The sequence below is a fragment of the Sulfuricurvum sp. genome, assembly GCF_036279695.1.
Taxonomy (GTDB): domain Bacteria; phylum Campylobacterota; class Campylobacteria; order Campylobacterales; family Sulfurimonadaceae; genus Sulfuricurvum.
The window spans coordinates 1-18,115 of sequence record NZ_DASUIQ010000095.1 but is presented as its reverse complement, the minus strand read 5'-3'; the positions used below and the strand labels follow the sequence as shown (position 1 = coordinate 18,115).

Sequence of the window (18,115 nt, the reverse complement as noted above, 5' to 3'; positions counted from 1 at the left end):
TCGATGGTGACCGAGACCATAATAGGCAAAGTTGTCCCACGCTCTTTATTCGCCGCTTCGCAGGCGTGGAGTGCCGCTTTGATTTGGAGCGGATCTTGGCAGGTCTCTAAGAGGAAAATATCGCATCCGCCGTCGATGAGTCCCAAACAACACTCCAAATAACCCGCATACATCTCATCGTAGTGAATGTGTCCGAGTGAGGGGAGTTTTGTTCCCGGTCCGATAGAACCGAGGACAAATCGGGGATGTTCAGGGGTGGAAAACTTTTCGCACTCTGTCTTACAAACTGCCGCACCTGCACGCGAAAGTTCATACGCGCGATGTCCGATCCCGTATTCATCGAGTACCCAGCTAAACGCACCGAAGGTATTGGTGGTGATAAGATCGGCACCTGCGGTGAGGTAAGCGTGAAAAATATCGCTCATGACCGCTGGAGCGGTGACGTTGAGAAGTTCGTTACATCCCTCCAAACCTTCCCACGCGCTTTGCGGAATTTTATCGGCACGCTCTTGAAGTTGCGTTCCCATGGCGCCGTCAATGATGAGGGGGCGGCGGGAGATGGTTTCAAGAAGCGTTTGTTTGAGGGACATAGCAGAGACCTTGTGGTGTAAATAGTGTTACGATTTTATCTAAAAGGAGCATAAGTACTTCTAAGTATGAAAATATAATTCTTTGGATACACTCATAAACATGAAAAAACTTTTTTTATTTTTACTGATTGTTAGTGTTTCGGTGTGGGCGAAAGAGCCGATAACCCTCCAACTTCCATGGCTCCATCAGTTTCAATTTGCGGGCTATTATGCCGCAAAAGAGAAAGGGTATTACTCCGATGCGGGGCTGGATGTCACCTTCTTGGAAGCGAATAAAAAAGACTCTCCCGTTAAAAGTGTTTTGGCAAAAAAAGCACAATACGGGGTGGGACACTCCTCGCTGCTCGTCAACTATATCAACGGTGATCCTATAGTGCTAATGGCCGCTATCTATCAATCTTCCCCAATGGTGTTGTTAACCCGCAAGGATGCGAATATTCATGGCGCGAAAGAGTTAAAAAACAAACGGGTAATGCTAACCAACGACATGGTGCAATGGGCTGAAATACAGGCGATGCTCAGAAGTGTCGGTTTGAGCACGAAAGATATGAAAGTACAACCCCATTCGTATGATCCGATGTCGTTAGCGCGCGGTGAAACCGATGCGATGGTTGCGTATGCTTCAAATGAGCCGTTTACACTCTCACAATCGGGGATAGAAACGGCACTGATTGATCCCAAAGAGTATGGTTTTGATTACTACAGCGACTTTTTATTTACCACAAAAGGCGAAATTGCGGCTCATCCCGAGCGTGCAAAGGCGTTTCATGATGCCTCATTGCGTGGGTGGCTTTGGGCATTCGATCATATCGAAGAGACGGCGGCACTGATTTATCGCGATTACAATCCTCAGCATAAATCACTCGAAGCGCTTATTTACGAGGGGAAAGTACTCAAAGAGCGTGCATTTAGAGCAAATACACCATTTGGTTCCATTGATCCGGTACGATTGGAGATGATCGCTCAGGGGTATCGTCTGATGGGGGTCGTTAAATCGATTCCGCCGTTTGAACCGTTGCTCTATAAGCATGACGGGCTACAGTTAAGTATGCAGGAAAAAGAGTGGTTAAAAGCCCATCCGGTGATCCGTGTCGGTATCGATCACGATTGGGCTCCTATCGAATCGGTGGATGAAAAGGGGAAACACACGGGGATCAGTGCGTCGTATTTGCATCTTCTTGAAAAACGGCTCGGTATCCGTTTTGAGATCGATTATACTCGTGAACATTGGAGCGATTCGATTTATGCCGTTAAACACAAAGAACTCGATATGCTCTCTGCCGCTGCGATTACCGATAGTCGGCGGGAGAGTTTGGTCTTTAGTCGCCCTTATCTAAAACAAACGATGGTTATCGTTACCAACTCCAGAGTCGGATACGTCAACGACTTGAACGATCTTCGCGGGAAAAAAGTGGCGATTGTCCGCTCGTATGCGAGTGAGGAGTTTTTGCGTACAAACTATCCGAATATTATCCCCGTATTAACCGATACATCGCTTGAAGCACTGCAAAAAGTCTCTTCGGGTGAGGTATACGGGTGTGTTGAGGGGTTGAGTGTTGTTAGCTATTTGATGGAGCGCCATAATCTAAAGAATATCAAAGTTGCAGGTGAGACTCCGCTTCGCTATGACGTCGCGTTTGCTTTTCGGAATGACTGGGGAATTATGGCCACTATTACCGATAAAGTGTTTGCTTCTATCACCCCTGCCGAATACGAAGAGATACACGGAAGAGCGCTTGTCAATCCAAATGAAAAACCGGTTGACTATCGTGTGGTGTGGGGGATAGTCGGATTTTTAGTCTTTTTATTTTTGTTGGTCACTTATAAAAATCGTCGCCTTGACGTATTGGTACGTCAACGGACAACGGAGCTTCAGACGTTTAATGAACGGCTTCAGGATGAGATTGAAAAGGCGGTTGAAAACAATCGCAAGCAGGAAAAGTTGTTGATGCAGCAGGCTAAAATGGCGGAGATCGGCTCGATGCTCGAATCGATCGCTCACCAATGGCGTCAGCCGCTTAATATTCTCGGTCTTTCGATGACACGGCTCAATCTCAGTTGTGCGATAGAGGGGAAAAGCGAATCGGCAAAAGTGATTGAGATTGCCGAAGCGCAAATCGAATATATGTCGCAGACGATCGATGATTTCCGGAATTTTTTCAAACAAGACCGTAGTCAGGTTTTGGTGAATATTAATGCATTGGTCAATGAAGTAGAGGCATTACTAGGTCCGTTGCTGGTGCGAAAAAAAATCAGTGTCACGCGGGACATAGACCCCACTATCGAGGTTTTGGTCTATCCGAATGAGCTCAAGCAGGTTCTTATAAATCTCGTCAATAACGCCCGTGAAGCGATTGAACACCATCGCGGGAGGGAGCGGCTCATTCGTATACGATGTATCAGTGATGAGCATTACTATACTATCGCGGTTGAAGATACGGGGGGCGGGATCGCTGCATCAATCATCGATAAAATATTTGACCCCTATTTTACGACCAAATTTGAATCCCAAGGGACAGGGATCGGATTGTACATGGCTAAAACGATTATTGAAAAACACTTTTTAGGAAAGCTGAGTGTTTACAATACCTCTAAGGGTGCCTGTTTTGAAATCCGCCTTAATCGAGAGCGCAGAGCGGATTCAAACATACCGCTTCAAAGCGATGGAACCCCTCCTCGTATCGATAGTTGAGGGTGAAATTATGGGCATCCAAAATAGATTTAATGATATAAAGCCCTAATCCGAAACTGTTTTGATTTTCATGCTGATGTAAAAACGGCTCACTTAGACTTTGTAACGTGCATCCGCTCGGCCACGCCTCTCCTCGGTTGGAAAAGACGATGCACTCTTTGGTTTGAGAGACATACACTTTCCCCTCTGAACTGTATTTGATGGCATTGTCGATAAGATTTTTGAAAACGGTGACCATCACTTCGCAATCGGCAACGATGGGGGTGCCGTCTATGGATAGCTCGATAGCTTCATCGCGTAGAAAAAGCAACCCTTTTGCCCGCTCAAGAAGAGCCTTTGGATCGCATGTTTGCAGATGAGGGGCGAGTGACCCCGAGGTGATCTGTTCCAATCGAACCAACTCGGCGATCAAATGTTCCATCCGAAAAAATGCCCGCTCCAAAATTGATTTTTCTTCAGACTTTTTGATAAACGGCAACGAAAGCTTACCCACGGTGATCGGAGTTTTAAGTTCGTGCATAATGTTGCGTAAGAAGAGTTTTCGCGCTTCTAGGAGAGCTTGATTTTTCTCCATTGCACTGTCCAGTGCACGAGAAACGAGAGATATTTCATCCTTTTTTCGGCTCTGTATAGGGGTATAAACTCCCTCGCTACCGTATCGGGTTATCGCCTGAGTGATCGTTTTGAGCGGGAAAAGGGTTTTGATGATCAGCCAATAGAGTAACACCAGTGCAACGGAGAGGGAGACAAAAAGGATGTCCGGCCAAAGGGGTGCTTTTGCGACATCGGCTTTGATCACCAACAGAGGCGGAGTCGCTTTGGTGAGGTAGATGTAGAGGTGGTTATCATCTTTTAAAATTTGAATACGCCCCTCGCGCATGGAATCTTTGATCTCTTCGGGATAGCGCGTCGGGATCACCTCAAATGCGTTTCGGAGCGTTTGGATCAGCGCCGGATGGGGTTCGGCAATGCTATATCCGTGCTCTTGTAAAAAAGTGCGTCGCAACGGCAACTCCAGCGGAACGCTCTGTCGCAGAACCAAGAGGAGATCTCCCCCCTCTTTTTCGAGGCGATCGGTCTGCTCTTGGATGAGTTTTTGATGGATTGCGAAAAAACCGATCCACATGGCGACAAATGTGACCAGAAAAAAGAGGGTGATGCGAAGAAATATACTCTGGAACATGATTTATCCTGAAAAGCGGTAGCCGCTTCCCCGTATGGAGTGGATAAAACGGGGATTTTTAGGGTCTTTTTCAATTTTTTGACGGAGGCGGCTGATGATGACATCGATGGTTCGCGTTGAACTCTCCCATGAGATCGCCTCTGAATTATTGGAGAGAAAGTCGCGGCTAAGGGTTTGATTCGGATGGAGAATAAAAAGAGAGAGTATCTCGTACTCGGCACGGGTGAGAGAGAGCAATTCACCGTTATAAAGGATGGTTTGTTCCTCTTCATTCAAAACGAAAGGTTTGTTTTTTTTCTCCATACTCGGACGATAGCGGCGGAGTACACTTTTGATCCGTGCGATCAGCTCACGCGGTTCGTACGGTTTTGGGAGATAATCATCCGCTCCGTATTCCAGTGCGATTACCTTGTCGTTGATGTCACTTCGGGCACTGGAGATGAGGATGGGGATGTCGGTTTTTTGACGGATCATCTGGCACAGTTGCAATCCGTCCATCTGAGGCAATGTCAAATCCAAAATGATCAAATCAAAATGGTCGGTATCGAGGAGATTTAATCCGGCGGATGGAGTTGAAACGGCATTGAGCGCTATTCCGTAGTTTCTGAGGTAGTTGACCAGCAGGGTTGTTATATCGGGGTCGTCTTCGACCATCAGAGCTTGAAGCATCGGGAGTCCTATCGTGAGGTATTATCCTGAAAGTATGACGTAATGAATGTTAACGGAAGGGAAAGAGGAAGATTATTGCTCACTGTGAGCAAAAAAGGGTGTTAGTCAACCATCCAGCTGGCGCGTTTGGATCGACGTAGTTTTTTAACCAACGTTTTTTCAAGCGGGGTCATTTTTTCCATTTTGGTCTCCTTTGTTTGATCTATAAACGGTAGTCTATCGGTGAATCGTTACGGAACGGTAACTTAAAGTCTCAAGGCAGAACGCTTTTTTCAACACCCTAACAGCGCAGAGGGGAGATAATCACCCCAAAAAGAAGAAAAAATATGGAAAAAGCACTTTTGGGCGGCGGATGTTTTTGGTGTATTGAAGCGGTGTATAACCGTGTGGTGGGGGTACAAAGTGCCATCAGCGGCTATGCGGGGGGTGCGCGTAAAAATCCCAGTTATGAGCAGGTGTGCAGCGGTGCTACGGGGCATGCGGAGGTGGTGGAGATCACGTATGATCCTTCTATGATTACGTATGAGGAAATTTTGGAGATTTTTTGGGTAATCCATGACCCCACCACGTTGAATGCCCAAGGGGCCGATCGGGGGACGCAATACCGCTCCGTTATTTATTACTACGATGAGGTTCAAAAAGCCAAAGCTCTATCCTCGATTGCTGAGGTACAAAAACAGTGGAATGATCCTATCGTCACGGAGCTATCACCTGCGCCTGAGTTTTATCCGGCAGAGCTATATCATCAAAACTATTACAGTGAACATCCGACGCAAGGATATTGCCATGTCGTGATTGGACCGAAAATTGAAAAATTTGTGAGAAAATTTGGAGATAAAGTAAAAAGAGGTTAAGTCGAAGTGGCTCTCCCAGATACCTGCGGCACAAAACATGAACGGGTGTGCTGCTGTATTCCTACCCTGACACGTTGTCCGTCCATACCCTTGCACAGGTCTAGAAGAGTTGGCCGAATTATAGCCGTTTAAACCTACAAATGCAAGACATACTGCTATAATAAATCTATGATTTATCTCATCACCGCACTCGATGCCGAAGCGAGAGCTTTGGTCGATTACTACCATCTCAAACGGGACACCTCGCTCCCTTATACCCTCTATACAAATGAGCAGATGGTACTGCTCGTGAGCGGTATGGGCAAATCCAATGCCCTGATGGCGGTGAGTGCGTTGCTCGGATGGCGGATTCCAAATCTTGAAGATTGTATGATCAATATCGGGATTTGCGGCGCCCCGCTCACGTATGAGATCGGTGAAGCGCTTCTGATTCATCAAATACAGGATGGGGCTAGACGCTATTATCCCGATATTCTCTATACCCATTCATTACGCGAGTGTTCACTCAAATGTGTCGATGACGCACAAGTGATACTGCATGAATATCCTGTCGACATGGAAAGTTCTTCTATTCTTCAAGCGGCATCACGATTTTTTAAACTGCACCAAATGGCATTTATCAAGATTGTCTCCGATCACTTCACCCCCGAAACAGTAACCAAAGAGGGTGTAATCGAGTTAGTGCGATCCAATATACCCCGCTTGGATGAGGTGTGCACCGCTTTGGAAAAGGTGCAGTACATTGAACCGTTATTTAGTGAGCGCGAACAAAAAGAGATTGAACTCTTGAAAACCTATTTTACCAAGAGCCAAGCCTCTGCACTCGACGATGCGTTGATCTATTTTCGGCTCAAACATCCCCAAAGTGCGTTGTCAGTCCATCCGGATATTCCCGATTCCAAACGCGAAAGGAGCCGATTGCTTGAAGAACTCATCACACAACTCACCGCCTAAGCTCTATTCGCATCTCTATATTGAGCGGAGTATTTTAGAGCATCCGCAGACTCAGATGATCCGTGCCAAATTCGGCGATTCGCAGGTGATTGTGATCGATCACTACAAAGAGGTGTTTAACCGCCCCTCTCAGAGTTTCGCGGCGCAAAGTCATTCTAAAAAACTGATTCTTGCCCGAAAAGAGGGAAAGTTTTTGCATGAGGGGTCTCAATACAGTGACGGGTTCGGTCATGAGCAGTTTTTTTACGCCTCCAGTGTGATGGGGTGTCTGTATGATTGTGACTACTGCTATTTGCAGGGACTTTACCCTTCGGCTAACACAGTGTTATTCGTTAATCTCGAAGATGCGTTTGAACAGCTGCGCCCCTATTTGCTAAGAGATACGCTCGTCGCGACATCGTACGACACCGATACGCTGGCGATCGAATCACTAACACACCAAACACGCGAATGGTTGAAGTTTGCCGCAGAACAGAAACAGCTTCATCTCGAAATCCGCACCAAAAGCGCCAATATCAAATCGCTAAAATCGTCTCCTCCCAATCCGAGAGTCACACTCGCATGGACTCTCTCTCCGCAAGAGATTATCGATCGATATGAACACGCTACCCCCAGTCTCGAAAAACGGCTGGGTGCAGTACGTGAAGCGCTCTCTTTGGGGTGGAAAGTACGACTGTGCGTCGATCCGGTGATTTATACCGAAAACTTTGATAGTCTCTATCCTGCACTGATTGATCAGATATTCAGTACCATCGATCCCAAATCAATCGAACATCTCACATTGGGGAGTTTCCGTATGTCCCAGAGCCATCTTCGTTCTCTCAAGAAGCTTCGCCGAAGCGATGTCGCATTTTATCCCTATGCGGTGAGCGATGAGATGGCAACGTATCCCGAAGCAATCGAAAACACTATTTTAGAGAGACTTTTAGCCAAGGCAACTCACTATCTACCATTGAAAAGGATCCGAACATGGCAACGGCAATCGTAAGTGGAACCAGCAGCGGAATCGGAGAAGCAATAGCACAGGTATTGCTAAAAAACGGATATACGGTGATCGGTTTGAGCCGTCGAAGAGGGGATATTCACCATCCTCTATTTGATCATTTGTCGTGCGATTTGAGTGATATGGCGGTCGTCGATATTCTCCAAAAAAAGCTTTCCGAGATTGATGATCTCGAAATCCTTGTGAATGCCGCGGGTTTCGGACGGTTTGAACCGCATGAGGAGCTGAACAGCAAAACAATCACCGATATGATCGCTTTGAATCTTACCACCCCTATCCTCCTTGCAAACGCATTGATGCGCCCGCTCAAAAAGTCCAAAGGGATGATCATAAACATCACCTCCATTGAAGCAACCCGCCACTCCAAATTTTCCGCTCTCTACAGTGCAACGAAAGCGGGGCTTCGGGCTTTTGGGCTGACGCTGTTTGAAGAGACCCGTAACAGCGGGGTCAAAGTGGTCACGATCAACCCCGATATGACTGAAACGCCGTTTTTTGACGGGTTTCGATTCGGGGTTGCCAAAGAGGACGATACCAAACTGCTCACCTCCGACATTGCCCAAGCGGTTCAAAACCTTTTGGATATGCGTGATGGGATTTGTGTGACTGAGCTGACCATCCGTTCTCAACGATTCGGGATAACGAAAAAATCATAGCGGGAACCTTTTTTGCTTAGGGCTATTTACTAAATATTTGATCGTTTCGGTCGATATAGACTATAATGAAATGCAAAAGGATTTGTGATGGCAGGGACTATTAGCTCACTCGGGATCGGTTCAAATGTCTTAACATCGGATGTCATCGATAAGCTCAAAGCAGCTGATACAGCCGGTATGATTACCCCTATCACCAATAAAATTACCCTTCAACAGCAAAAAGGGCAAGCGCTGACACTATTGAACAGTCTCTTGTCTACCTTTAAATCCAGTGTGGATGCATTGGGAAATGATACTTTGTACCAATCAAGGAGTGTTTCGGGTAATACCAGCAATGTCAGTGTTAGCGCTGCATCAGGGGTTAGTGTTCAATCGTTCAATATTTCAAATACGCAATTAGCTTTGAATGATGTCAAAGAATCCGGTGCATTTAGCTCTACGAGTACAACGGTTGCTACCGGAAGCGGTACTCTTACGTTGACATCGGGCGGTATTTCGTATGGGGTTGCTTACACGAGCAGTATGACGCTTGATGAATTGAAAGATGCAATTAATGCTCAAGCCGGTAGTAAAATTAAAGCATCAACCCTTCAAGTCGGAACAAATGATTATCGTTTGGTTTTACGCTCTGCCGATACGGGAGCTGCTCAGGCCATCACGTTAAGTGATTCGAGCGGCGGGACACTGGATACCAAACTCTATTCGACGTACGATGCCACGACCAATCCGACCGGAGTGCAATCGATACAAACGGCGCAGGATGCAAGCTTTAAATATAACGGGATTACATTGACCCGAAGTTCTAATACCATTACCGATATTATCACCGGTGTAACGGTTAATCTTTTGGCTGATAGTACCTCAACGGCTAATATTGCCATTACGCAAGATGTCGCAGCCGTATCTTCGGAAATGACCAATTTAGTCCAAAGCTACAATACGTTGACCGGTCAACTCAGAGATATGACAACGACCGATGTAGCAGCCGGTAAAGTGGGTGTTTTTAACGGGGATAGCTCCATTAATGCGATTAGTCGAGAAGTTACCCGTCTTATGACCTCTATGGATAGTAACGGGAACTCGTTGGCACAGTACGGGATTGATCTGAATGAAAGCGGAACTATGAGTTTCAATAGCGCTACGTTTACGACAAAGTACAATACGGATGTTGCGGCATCCAATGACTTTTTTAGTAATGTTGCTGATGATACCAATAAAGTAGATGGCGTGTTTACGCGCTTAGGAACTTTGATGACCCGTTATACCGGTAGCGGCGGAGTGATGAGTAATTTAACCTCCGGTTCGGACGCGGCGTTGAAATCACTCAACGCTAACAAAACGCGTGCTCAGGCTCTTTTGGATGCTCGTTATGAAGCGATGACGGCTCGTTTTGTTCAATACGATTCCATTATCAGTAAACTCAACAATCAATTCTCATCGTTATCACAACAAATCAGTATGGCGGTTAACGGTACTTCAAATTAAGGTATTGGTACTGATTTTGCTTAACCCTATCATCTACAGTTGATAGGACATGCAATGCTCAACGGAAAGAATATTCTCATTACCGGCGGAACCGGAAGCTTTGGCAAACAATTTGTCAAAACGATTTTAAAACACTACAAACCGAACAAAATCATTATTTATTCCCGTGACGAACTCAAACAATACGAAATGGCACAACGGTTTAACGATCCGTGTATGCGTTATTTTATCGGAGATGTCCGTGACCTTTCACGGCTTGAGAGTGCGATGAGCGGGGTCGATTATGTGGTTCATGCCGCAGCGCTCAAACATGTCCCTATTGCCGAGTACAATCCGATGGAGTGTATCAAAACCAATATCAACGGCGCACAAAATGTGATCGATGCGGCACTGCATTGCGGTGTTAGCCGTGTTATTGCCCTATCCACCGATAAAGCTGCCAGTCCTATCAACCTTTACGGCGCCACCAAGCTCGCAAGCGATAAGCTCTTTGTCGCGGCGAACAACATCCGAGGGGGAAAAGATATTCGATTCGCCGTTGTCCGTTACGGGAATGTTTTGGGCTCCCGCGGTTCCGTTGTCCCGTTTTTTCAAAAATTGATTGCCGAGGGGGCGAGCGAACTCCCTATCACGGACGAGCGGATGACACGTTTTTGGATCACTCTCCAAGAGGGGGTCGATTTTGTCTTGAAAAACTTCGAGCGTATGCACGGAGGAGAGACCTTTATCCCGAAAATACCGTCAATGAAAGTGGTGGATGTCGCTACCGCGATTGCTCCGCATCTTCCCCATAAAAATGTCGGTATCCGTCCGGGTGAGAAAATGCACGAAGTGATGTGTCCGCGGGATGATTCCCATCTCACATTGGAGTTTCACGACCACTATGTGATCAAACCGACGATCCAGTTTACCGAAGCGGCCGATTTTTCGAAAAACAATTGCGGAGAGATCGGAACACCCGTCGAATACGGATTTAAATACAGCTCTGAAACCAACACCGAGTGGCTCACTCCCGAAGCATTGCTCGAAAAAATCGCCCTTACACAAAATGAGGAGAAGTAATCGTGCTTCCGTACTCAACGCAGTTTATCGAAGAGGATGATATTGCCGCCGTTGTGGATGTCTTAAAAAGCTCCCATCTCACCCAAGGTGCGAGGGTCGAGGCGTTTGAAGAAATGATCGCCCAGTATACGGGTGCGCGCTATTGTGTCACTTTTAATTCGGCGACGTCGGCGTTGTTGGGTGCGTATGCCGTTGCGGAAATCTCGGAAAACGATGAGATTATTACCACGCCGATCAGTTTTGTCGCAACGTCGAATATGCTGGTTGCGCTCGGGGCAAAGCCTGTTTTCTGCGATATTAAGATGGACGGAAACATCGACGAATCGTTGATCGAATCGCTCATCACTCCCAAAACGCGCGCCCTTGTACCCGTCGATTTTGCCGGTAAACCGGTTGCGATTGAGGCGATCAAAGAAATAGCCCAGAAGCACAATCTCCTCGTCATCGAAGATTCTTCCCACGCGTTGGGAAGCGGTATCGGCAACCAAAAAATCGGCTCCTTTGCCGACATGACGATCTTTAGCTTCCATGCGATCAAACCGATCACGACGGGAGAGGGGGGTGCGGTGGTAACGAACGACGAAGCATTCGCACAAAAACTCAAACTCTTTCGTTCACACGGTATAATCAAAAAACAGCTTTGGAACTCTGACATGGTGAGTTTGGGGCATAATTTCCGTCTCACCGAATTTGCCGCTGCGTTGGGGCACTCTCAGCTGCATAAACTGGATCGATTTCTCCAAACGCGCAATGAAATCGCCCGATATTACGATGAGCGTTTTGCAGGTCATAAACTCTTTGCTACGATTACTATTGACCCGAATGAGCAAAGCGCGCGCCACCTTTATCCGTTGCTTCTATCTCCTGCATTGCACTGCGCGAAAGAGGATATTTTCACCGAGTTGCAAACACGGGGATTAGGGGTTCAGGTTCACTACAAACCGATCTATCAAAACAGTTTTTATAAAGAGCGTTTCGGTGAACAGCGATTGGCGAATACGGAACATTTTTACAAAAGTGAACTCTCTATCCCGTGTCATCAAAAGATGAGTATGGAGGATGCCCGTATGGTTGCCGATACGGTTCTTGACGTGATTGAAAAATACGCCCATAGAGGGTGCAGTTTTTAAAGGAGCATTAATGCGTGTCGCCATTATCCCCGCCCGTGGCGGAAGCAAACGGATACCCCGAAAAAATATCAAACCTTTTGCCGGTCTTCCCATCATCGCCCACAGTATCAAAGCGGCGCAGGAATCGGGACTGTTTGATCGTATCGTGGTTACTACCGATGATGAAGAGATAGCCGATGTGGCACGCAGTTACGGTGCCGAGATCCCTTTTATGCGACCCAAAGAGCTGAGTGACGATCACACTGCGACCATTCCCGTTATCGCTCACGCCATCCAAACACTTCAAAACGATTCGGTTATCGATTACGCCTGCTGTATCTATGCTACAGCCCCGTTTATCCGCGCAGAAGATATTCAAAACGGCTATAACGCCCTTGTCACCCATAACAAACAGTACGCTTTTCCTGTTACGACGTTCCCGTTTCCGATTCAGCGCGGCGTGAAGCGTGACGAGAGGGGAAATATCGAAATGTTTTATCCGGAACATTTCGCAACGCGCTCACAAGATCTCGAAGAGGCGTATCACGATGTGGGACAATTTTACTGGGGGACGCGGGACGCATGGCTGGAGGGGAGAGCGATCTTCTCCGATGCGGCGACAACGATCGTTTTGCCGCGCCATTTGGTGCAGGACATCGATACGTTAGAGGACTGGACGCGCGCCGAGTTGATGCACAAAGTGCTCCAAGCGCTATGAACCTCCTTATCCGCGCCGACTCTTCGAGCGCTATCGGATTGGGTCACATTATGCGCGATGTGGTGTTTGCGGCTCAACATCCGCAGGATACGGTACGGTTCGCTTGCCAAAATTTGAGCGGCAATATCATCGATCAGATTCCCTATCCCGTCGACCTTCTAACATCGAATGATCCCGATGAACTGATAGCCCTTATACGAGAGCAAAATATCGATAGGGTGGTGTTCGATCACTACGGTATCGATGCCGTTTTCGAGAAAAAAATCAAAGATGCTTGCGGAGTTACTGTCCTCTCGTTTGATGATACCTATGAGGCTCACTATTGCGACATTCTCCTCAACCACAATATCTCGGCGGATTCGACTCGATACCGTGGATTGGTTCCTGAACAGTGTGAACTTTGCTGCGGTGCGGAGTACACGCTGATACGCGATGAGTTTAAAACCGAAAAACAAATCGATAGAGAAAAACTCTACGATATTTTTATTGCGATGGGGGGAACCGATCCGACCAATGCGACGATGACTATCCTCGCAACCCTAAACGATGATGTGAGAGTCTGTGTCGTCACAACATCGGGAAATGCCCATGTGAATGAACTCATAACCTTTGTCCAAACGAAAAAAAATATCACGTTGGAGGTCGATTCTGCGCGGATCGCGCAACTCCTCCATCAAAGTAGCTTGGCGATCATCACCCCGAGCGTCATGGTGCATGAGGTGTTGTTTATGGAGATCCCTTTTATCGCCGTACAAACGGTGGCTAATCAAGAGGATATGTTTGTCTATTTGGAAAAAGAGGGGTATACCGTGCTAAAGGAGTGGGATGCAAGTGCGATTGCTCGATTTTACAACACTTGATACACAGCTACTAACAACGGTGTTAGCGTGGCGTAACCATAGCGATATTCGGCGTTGGATGCTGAGCGATGATGAGATTTCGCTGGAAAATCATCTGCAGTTTGTGGAATCGTTAAAAAACAGAGCGGATAAACGCTATTTTTTGGTTCAGCGAGAGGGTGAATCGATCGGTGTGATCGACTTTACCGATATTACCCAAAACTCTGCCGAAATCGGGATTTATGCCAACCCACAGATGCGCGGAGTGGGCGAAGCATTGATGAACGGTCTGATCGAGTATGGCTTTTCAACGCTTGGGGTGACAATGTTGATCGCGAGTGTTTTCGCCGACAACGAGCGGGCTAAACATTTGTACGAAAAATTCGATTTTACAGAGACAGTGCGAGCATTTTATAAGGGGAGAGAGATGATTATCATGGAGCGAAGAGAATGAAGATTGGACACCATAATACGGATGAAAAAGTATTTATCATCGCCGAACTCTCCGCCAACCACAACGGGTCACTCGATACCGCATTACAAACTATCGATGCGATGAAGGCTTCGGGTGCCGACGCGATCAAGCTCCAAACCTATACTCCCGACACGATAACCCTCGATTGCGACAGTGAGATGTTTACGATTTCACAGGGGACGCTCTGGGACAAACGGAAATTTCACGATCTTTATGCCGAAGCGATGACTCCGTGGGAGTGGCATAGCATTCTCTTCGATCATGCCAAAAGTCTCGGGATGGAGGCATTTTCCTCTCCGTTTGATAACAGTGCCGTCGATTTTTTATCCGACTTGGACGTTCCGGCGTATAAGATCGCCAGTTTCGAGATCACCGATATTCCACTCATCGAATACACCGCCGCCAAAGGCAAGCCGATCATCATCTCCACTGGAATTGCTACCCTGAGCGACATTGAAGAGGCTTTGAATGCGTGTCGGCGTGTGGGGAACGACCAGATCACACTGCTCAAATGCACCTCCGCTTATCCTGCCGCGTTAGAGGAGATGAATCTCCTCACGATTAGCGATATGAAAACCCGCTTTGGCGTGAATGTAGGGCTCTCCGATCACACGATGAGTTTGGCTGCCCCTGTTGCCGCCGTTGCTTTGGGAGCACGGGTGATCGAGAAGCATTTTATTCTCGATCGCGGTATGGGGGGCGCAGACAGTGCGTTTAGTCTTGAACCCCATGAGTTTAAAGCGATGGTGGATGCGGTGCGCGACAGCGAAAAACTTTTTGGGAAAGTGACCTACGAACTAAGTCCGAAGAGTTTGAAATCGCGGGAGTTTTCGCGCAGTCTGTTTATTTCCGAAGATGTGAAAGCGGGCGAAACCATCAGTGCCTTAAACGTCCGATCTGTCCGTCCGGGGTTCGGATTAGCCCCCAAACATCTCACAGAGATAATAGGGAAAAAATTCAAAGAGGATATTGGCAAAGGGACACCGCTCTCTTGGGATCACATCCTATGACGATTGCCGTCGTATCCCATGATGCGGGAAGCTCTGAGATACTGTGCGCACTTATTCGTGAGTATTTTGATCTTTATTCGTGGCATATTTTCGCGATAGCGCAAAGTCCTATGGGGCGACTGTGTGAGCGGTATAATCTCCCCTTTACCCCTATCGCTGATCCCGAGCAACAGCTTCGTGCCATTGGGCCCGATCTGCTGTTGTTCGGAACGGGATGGCAGGAGAAGATTGAGCGCCCCTATGTCCGTTTTTGCAAAGAACACGCCATTTCTACAGTCGCTTTTTTGGATCATTGGAGCAACTATCGTGAGCGGTTCGGATTTCCCGATGTCGGTTGGGAAGAGAATCTGGGGGATTTTACGGCGGTTGCGGATCAAAAAGCCCTTTTGCTTGTGGAGTCGTTCAATCTCCCAAACCCAGTAGGATTTAAAAATTTTTATCTGCGCGATACGATTGCTCGGGCATCTCAAAAAGAGGCTCATCCCAATAACAATCTTCTCTTTTTGAGCGAACCGACCGATGCGGTCGCATTGCGTACCTACGGGGACAAAAACTACTGGGGATTTACCCAATTCAGCGCCCTAGAGGAGATATTGAAACATTTTGATTCCTTTGGGTGTGCAGGGCTCACGATTCGGCTCCACCCGAGTGACAAGGGATCGGGATATAAAAAGATCCTCAAAGCCTATCCCCATATTCGGGTTCAAATCAATGACGCGGCGGTATGTGAGCTAACCGATCAGCTCTTAAATGCCAAAATGATCATCGGATTCGATACGATGGCGCTCTATATCGCGGCACTTTTAGGGTCTCCTGTCCTTTCGTATCTCCCCTCAAAAAACAGAGAATTTTTACTCCCGCTTCCGAGTGAACGGCAGGTTCGTACCCTATCAAAAATCTCACCTAAACTTCTCACTGCTTCGCCTTTGAGTAGTGATGATTTCGGTATGGATTTTGCTTTATTTATAAAAACGTCTGCCTCAAAGAGGCAAGCTTTAGTGCCTTAGCGGCTAGCGTAGACAAAGGGATTTTATTCCTTTGGCGTTCAAAAATAAATTACAAAAAGAGCGAAATGTATAAAGCACTGATTATCGGCGCCGGAAGTATCGGCGGACTTATCGACTCTCCGACATCCAAAGCGGTTGCGAGTCATGCGCATGCCTATAAAAAGCATCCGGATACGCAGCTTCATGCGATCTGTGAACCCTCAGAACTTAATGTTTTCGCATTTATGGAGCGGTGGGGAGAGGTGCATCGTTATGCTACGATTGATGAGATCGGTTCGGATGAGGAGTATGATATTGTCTCTATCTCATCAAGCACGAAATCCCATTTTTATGATCTAACCACATTGCTCAAGCGTAGTGACAGCTCCATGATCCTGTGTGAAAAACCTCTTGTCGCTACCCAAGAGGAACTCTCTTCCCTTTTCACCCTTCTTATGCACAGCGATAAAAAAATACTGGTTCATTTCATTCGACGATATAACAGTGCTTTTATCAACCTCGCCGATCGGATTCAAAAGGGTGAGTTCGGCAAATCGTTAGGGTTTCAAGGGGTCTGTACGAAAGGGCTGCTCCACAACGGTTCCCATATGATCGCGGTATTGAGCCATTTTTTAGGGAATGTTACCTCCATAAAACCGTTTCGGGCATCGTTTTGCCATGATGATCTGTGCGGAGATTTCGGTATATCACTCGAGCGTGGTGACGGAGCTATTTCGGTTCTCAGCCATCCGCCGTACTCTTTATTTGAGATTACCTTTTGGTTTGAAACGGGTGTGATAAAAATACTCGACGGAGGGGATAAAATCGAGATCTATTCGCGTGTCCCTTCGACCTATGAGGGGTATTTTTCCCTCGCATTGCAGGAGAGTATACTTACCAATCTCTCCAATTATGCGTATGATTCGGTGGAGTTCTTACTCCGTAAAAGCAAAGAGACGTGCAAAAATATTCTGAGTGAGCATTTTCATATCCATAAGATCATTTTTCAAACGCTTGCCAAGGTATACCCATGAAGAAACTCGCCATAAACGGCGGAGAGAAACTCCGCACGACTCCGTTTCCCGCCTATAACACGATCGGGATTGAAGAAGAAGAGGCGGTTTTGCGTGTCTTGCGCAGCGGCAAACTCTCTACCTTTTTGGGGACATGGCATGATGACTTTTTCGGTGGTCCCGAAGTGCGTGCTCTCGAATCGGAATGGGCAGCGTATTTCGGGGTCAAACACGCGATCAGTGTCAACTCCGCGACATCGGGGCTTTATGCCGCAGTCGGAGCGTGCGGCATCAGTCCGGGGGATGAGGTGATCGTCAGTGCCTACACGATGAGCGCATCGGCAACGGCCGCTCTCGTCTACGGTGCTATCCCCATCTTTGCCGACATCGAAGAGGATTTTTATTGTTTGGATGTTAAAAGCATCGAAGCCAAGATTACTGCGAAAACCAAAGCGATCATTGTCGTTGATATTTTCGGACAGCCTTACGATGCCGAGGCGATCAATACGTTAGCCAAAAAATATAACCTTTATGTGATCGAGGACACGGCGCAAGCCCCCGGAGCGATGCTGGGCGATAAATACGCGGGGACGCTCGGTGATATTGGGGTCTATTCGCTCAACTACCACAAACATATCCACAGCGGAGAGGGGGGAATTATCGTGACCGATGACGATATGCTAGCCGATAAAATCCGCCTGATCCGCAACCATGCCGAAGCGGTTCTCTCCGCACGGGGGATCAAGGATAAATCAGAACTCATCAACATGGTCGGTTACAATTACCGAATGACCGAGATCGAAGCCTCTATTGCCCG

The 18,115-nt window shown here is 47.2% G+C and carries 18 protein-coding genes and 1 other RNA gene; 15 read left to right on the top strand and 4 right to left on the bottom strand.

What is annotated here, in order from left to right:
• Positions 1-590, bottom strand: a 590-nt coding sequence (locus VFW36_RS09425) for a homocysteine S-methyltransferase family protein (protein ID WP_329658559.1), incomplete at its 3' end; no start/stop codon positions are given.
• Between the two features lie 100 nt (positions 591-690).
• Here VFW36_RS09425 and VFW36_RS09420 point away from each other — a divergent pair.
• On the top strand, positions 691-3,282 hold the full coding sequence (locus tag VFW36_RS09420) for an ABC transporter substrate-binding protein (protein WP_329658558.1): 2,592 nt from the start codon (positions 691-693) through the stop codon (positions 3,280-3,282).
• Here the strand turns inward: VFW36_RS09420 and VFW36_RS09415 are convergent.
• Both VFW36_RS09415 and VFW36_RS09410 read right to left on the bottom strand, forming a co-directional pair.
• Complete coding sequence (locus tag VFW36_RS09415) at positions 3,209-4,465, bottom strand: ArsS family sensor histidine kinase (RefSeq protein WP_329658557.1); 1,257 nt, start codon at positions 4,463-4,465, stop codon at positions 3,209-3,211. The genes VFW36_RS09420 and VFW36_RS09415 overlap by 74 nt on opposite strands.
• 3 nt (positions 4,466-4,468) lie before the next feature.
• Positions 4,469-5,134 carry a response regulator transcription factor gene (locus tag VFW36_RS09410; RefSeq protein WP_329658556.1) on the bottom strand — a complete coding sequence of 222 codons (666 nt, stop codon included), beginning with the start codon at positions 5,132-5,134 and terminating at the stop codon, positions 4,469-4,471.
• Between the two features lie 326 nt (positions 5,135-5,460).
• On the opposite strand from VFW36_RS09410, the gene msrA reads away from it, so the two are divergent.
• A complete protein-coding gene (gene msrA, locus VFW36_RS09405) occupies positions 5,461-5,988 on the top strand; it encodes a peptide-methionine (S)-S-oxide reductase MsrA (RefSeq protein ID WP_329658555.1) in 528 nt (175 codons plus the stop codon).
• A gap of 9 nt (positions 5,989-5,997) precedes the next feature.
• On the opposite strand, the gene ffs is transcribed toward msrA, so the two are convergent.
• Positions 5,998-6,095, bottom strand: an RNA gene (gene ffs, locus VFW36_RS09400) — signal recognition particle sRNA small type.
• A 61-nt stretch (positions 6,096-6,156) separates the two neighbouring features.
• Here ffs and VFW36_RS09395 point away from each other — a divergent pair.
• From VFW36_RS09395 to VFW36_RS09335, 13 genes are all read left to right on the top strand, one after another.
• Complete coding sequence (locus tag VFW36_RS09395; protein ID WP_329658554.1) at positions 6,157-6,942, top strand: hypothetical protein; 786 nt, start codon at positions 6,157-6,159, stop codon at positions 6,940-6,942.
• Complete coding sequence (locus tag VFW36_RS09390) at positions 6,911-7,930, top strand: SPL family radical SAM protein (protein WP_329658553.1); 1,020 nt, start codon at positions 6,911-6,913, stop codon at positions 7,928-7,930. Before VFW36_RS09395 ends, VFW36_RS09390 begins: the two co-directional genes overlap by 32 nt.
• The gene (locus tag VFW36_RS09385; RefSeq protein WP_329658552.1) at positions 7,912-8,601 is read left to right on the top strand and encodes an SDR family oxidoreductase; all 690 of its coding nucleotides are present in this window, start codon (positions 7,912-7,914) and stop codon (positions 8,599-8,601) included. Before VFW36_RS09390 ends, VFW36_RS09385 begins: the two co-directional genes overlap by 19 nt.
• Before the next feature lie 87 nt (positions 8,602-8,688).
• On the top strand, positions 8,689-10,086 hold the full coding sequence (gene fliD, locus VFW36_RS09380; RefSeq protein ID WP_329658551.1) for a flagellar filament capping protein FliD: 1,398 nt from the start codon (positions 8,689-8,691) through the stop codon (positions 10,084-10,086).
• 54 nt (positions 10,087-10,140) lie between these two features.
• On the top strand, positions 10,141-11,148 hold the full coding sequence (gene pseB / locus VFW36_RS09375; protein WP_329658550.1) for a UDP-N-acetylglucosamine 4,6-dehydratase (inverting): 1,008 nt from the start codon (positions 10,141-10,143) through the stop codon (positions 11,146-11,148).
• A 2-nt stretch (positions 11,149-11,150) separates the two neighbouring features.
• Entirely contained in the window at positions 11,151-12,278 is a 1,128-nt protein-coding gene (pseC, locus tag VFW36_RS09370; protein ID WP_329658549.1) for a UDP-4-amino-4,6-dideoxy-N-acetyl-beta-L-altrosamine transaminase, read from the top strand.
• A 10-nt stretch (positions 12,279-12,288) separates the two neighbouring features.
• Positions 12,289-12,975 (top strand): pseudaminic acid cytidylyltransferase, encoded by a 687-nt coding sequence (gene pseF / locus VFW36_RS09365; RefSeq protein ID WP_329658548.1) that lies wholly within the window; start codon positions 12,289-12,291, stop codon positions 12,973-12,975.
• Positions 12,972-13,835, top strand: a complete 864-nt coding sequence (gene pseG / locus VFW36_RS09360) for a UDP-2,4-diacetamido-2,4,6-trideoxy-beta-L-altropyranose hydrolase (protein ID WP_329658560.1) — start codon at positions 12,972-12,974, stop codon at positions 13,833-13,835. The genes pseF and pseG overlap by 4 nt, the downstream gene beginning before the upstream one ends.
• Positions 13,801-14,268, top strand: coding sequence for a UDP-4-amino-4,6-dideoxy-N-acetyl-beta-L-altrosamine N-acetyltransferase (pseH, locus tag VFW36_RS09355; RefSeq protein WP_329658547.1), 468 nt, complete (start codon positions 13,801-13,803; stop codon positions 14,266-14,268). The genes pseG and pseH overlap by 35 nt, the downstream gene beginning before the upstream one ends.
• Positions 14,265-15,299, top strand: coding sequence for a pseudaminic acid synthase (pseI, locus tag VFW36_RS09350; protein WP_329658546.1), 1,035 nt, complete (start codon positions 14,265-14,267; stop codon positions 15,297-15,299). The genes pseH and pseI overlap by 4 nt, the downstream gene beginning before the upstream one ends.
• Entirely contained in the window at positions 15,281-16,306 is a 1,026-nt protein-coding gene (locus VFW36_RS09345; protein WP_329658545.1) for a hypothetical protein, read from the top strand. Before pseI ends, VFW36_RS09345 begins: the two co-directional genes overlap by 19 nt.
• A 65-nt stretch (positions 16,307-16,371) precedes the next feature.
• Positions 16,372-17,319, top strand: a complete 948-nt coding sequence (locus VFW36_RS09340) for a Gfo/Idh/MocA family protein (protein ID WP_329658544.1) — start codon at positions 16,372-16,374, stop codon at positions 17,317-17,319.
• On the top strand, positions 17,316-18,115 hold an 800-nt coding region (locus VFW36_RS09335), incomplete at its 3' end, for a DegT/DnrJ/EryC1/StrS family aminotransferase (protein ID WP_329658543.1). The genes VFW36_RS09340 and VFW36_RS09335, both read left to right, overlap by 4 nt.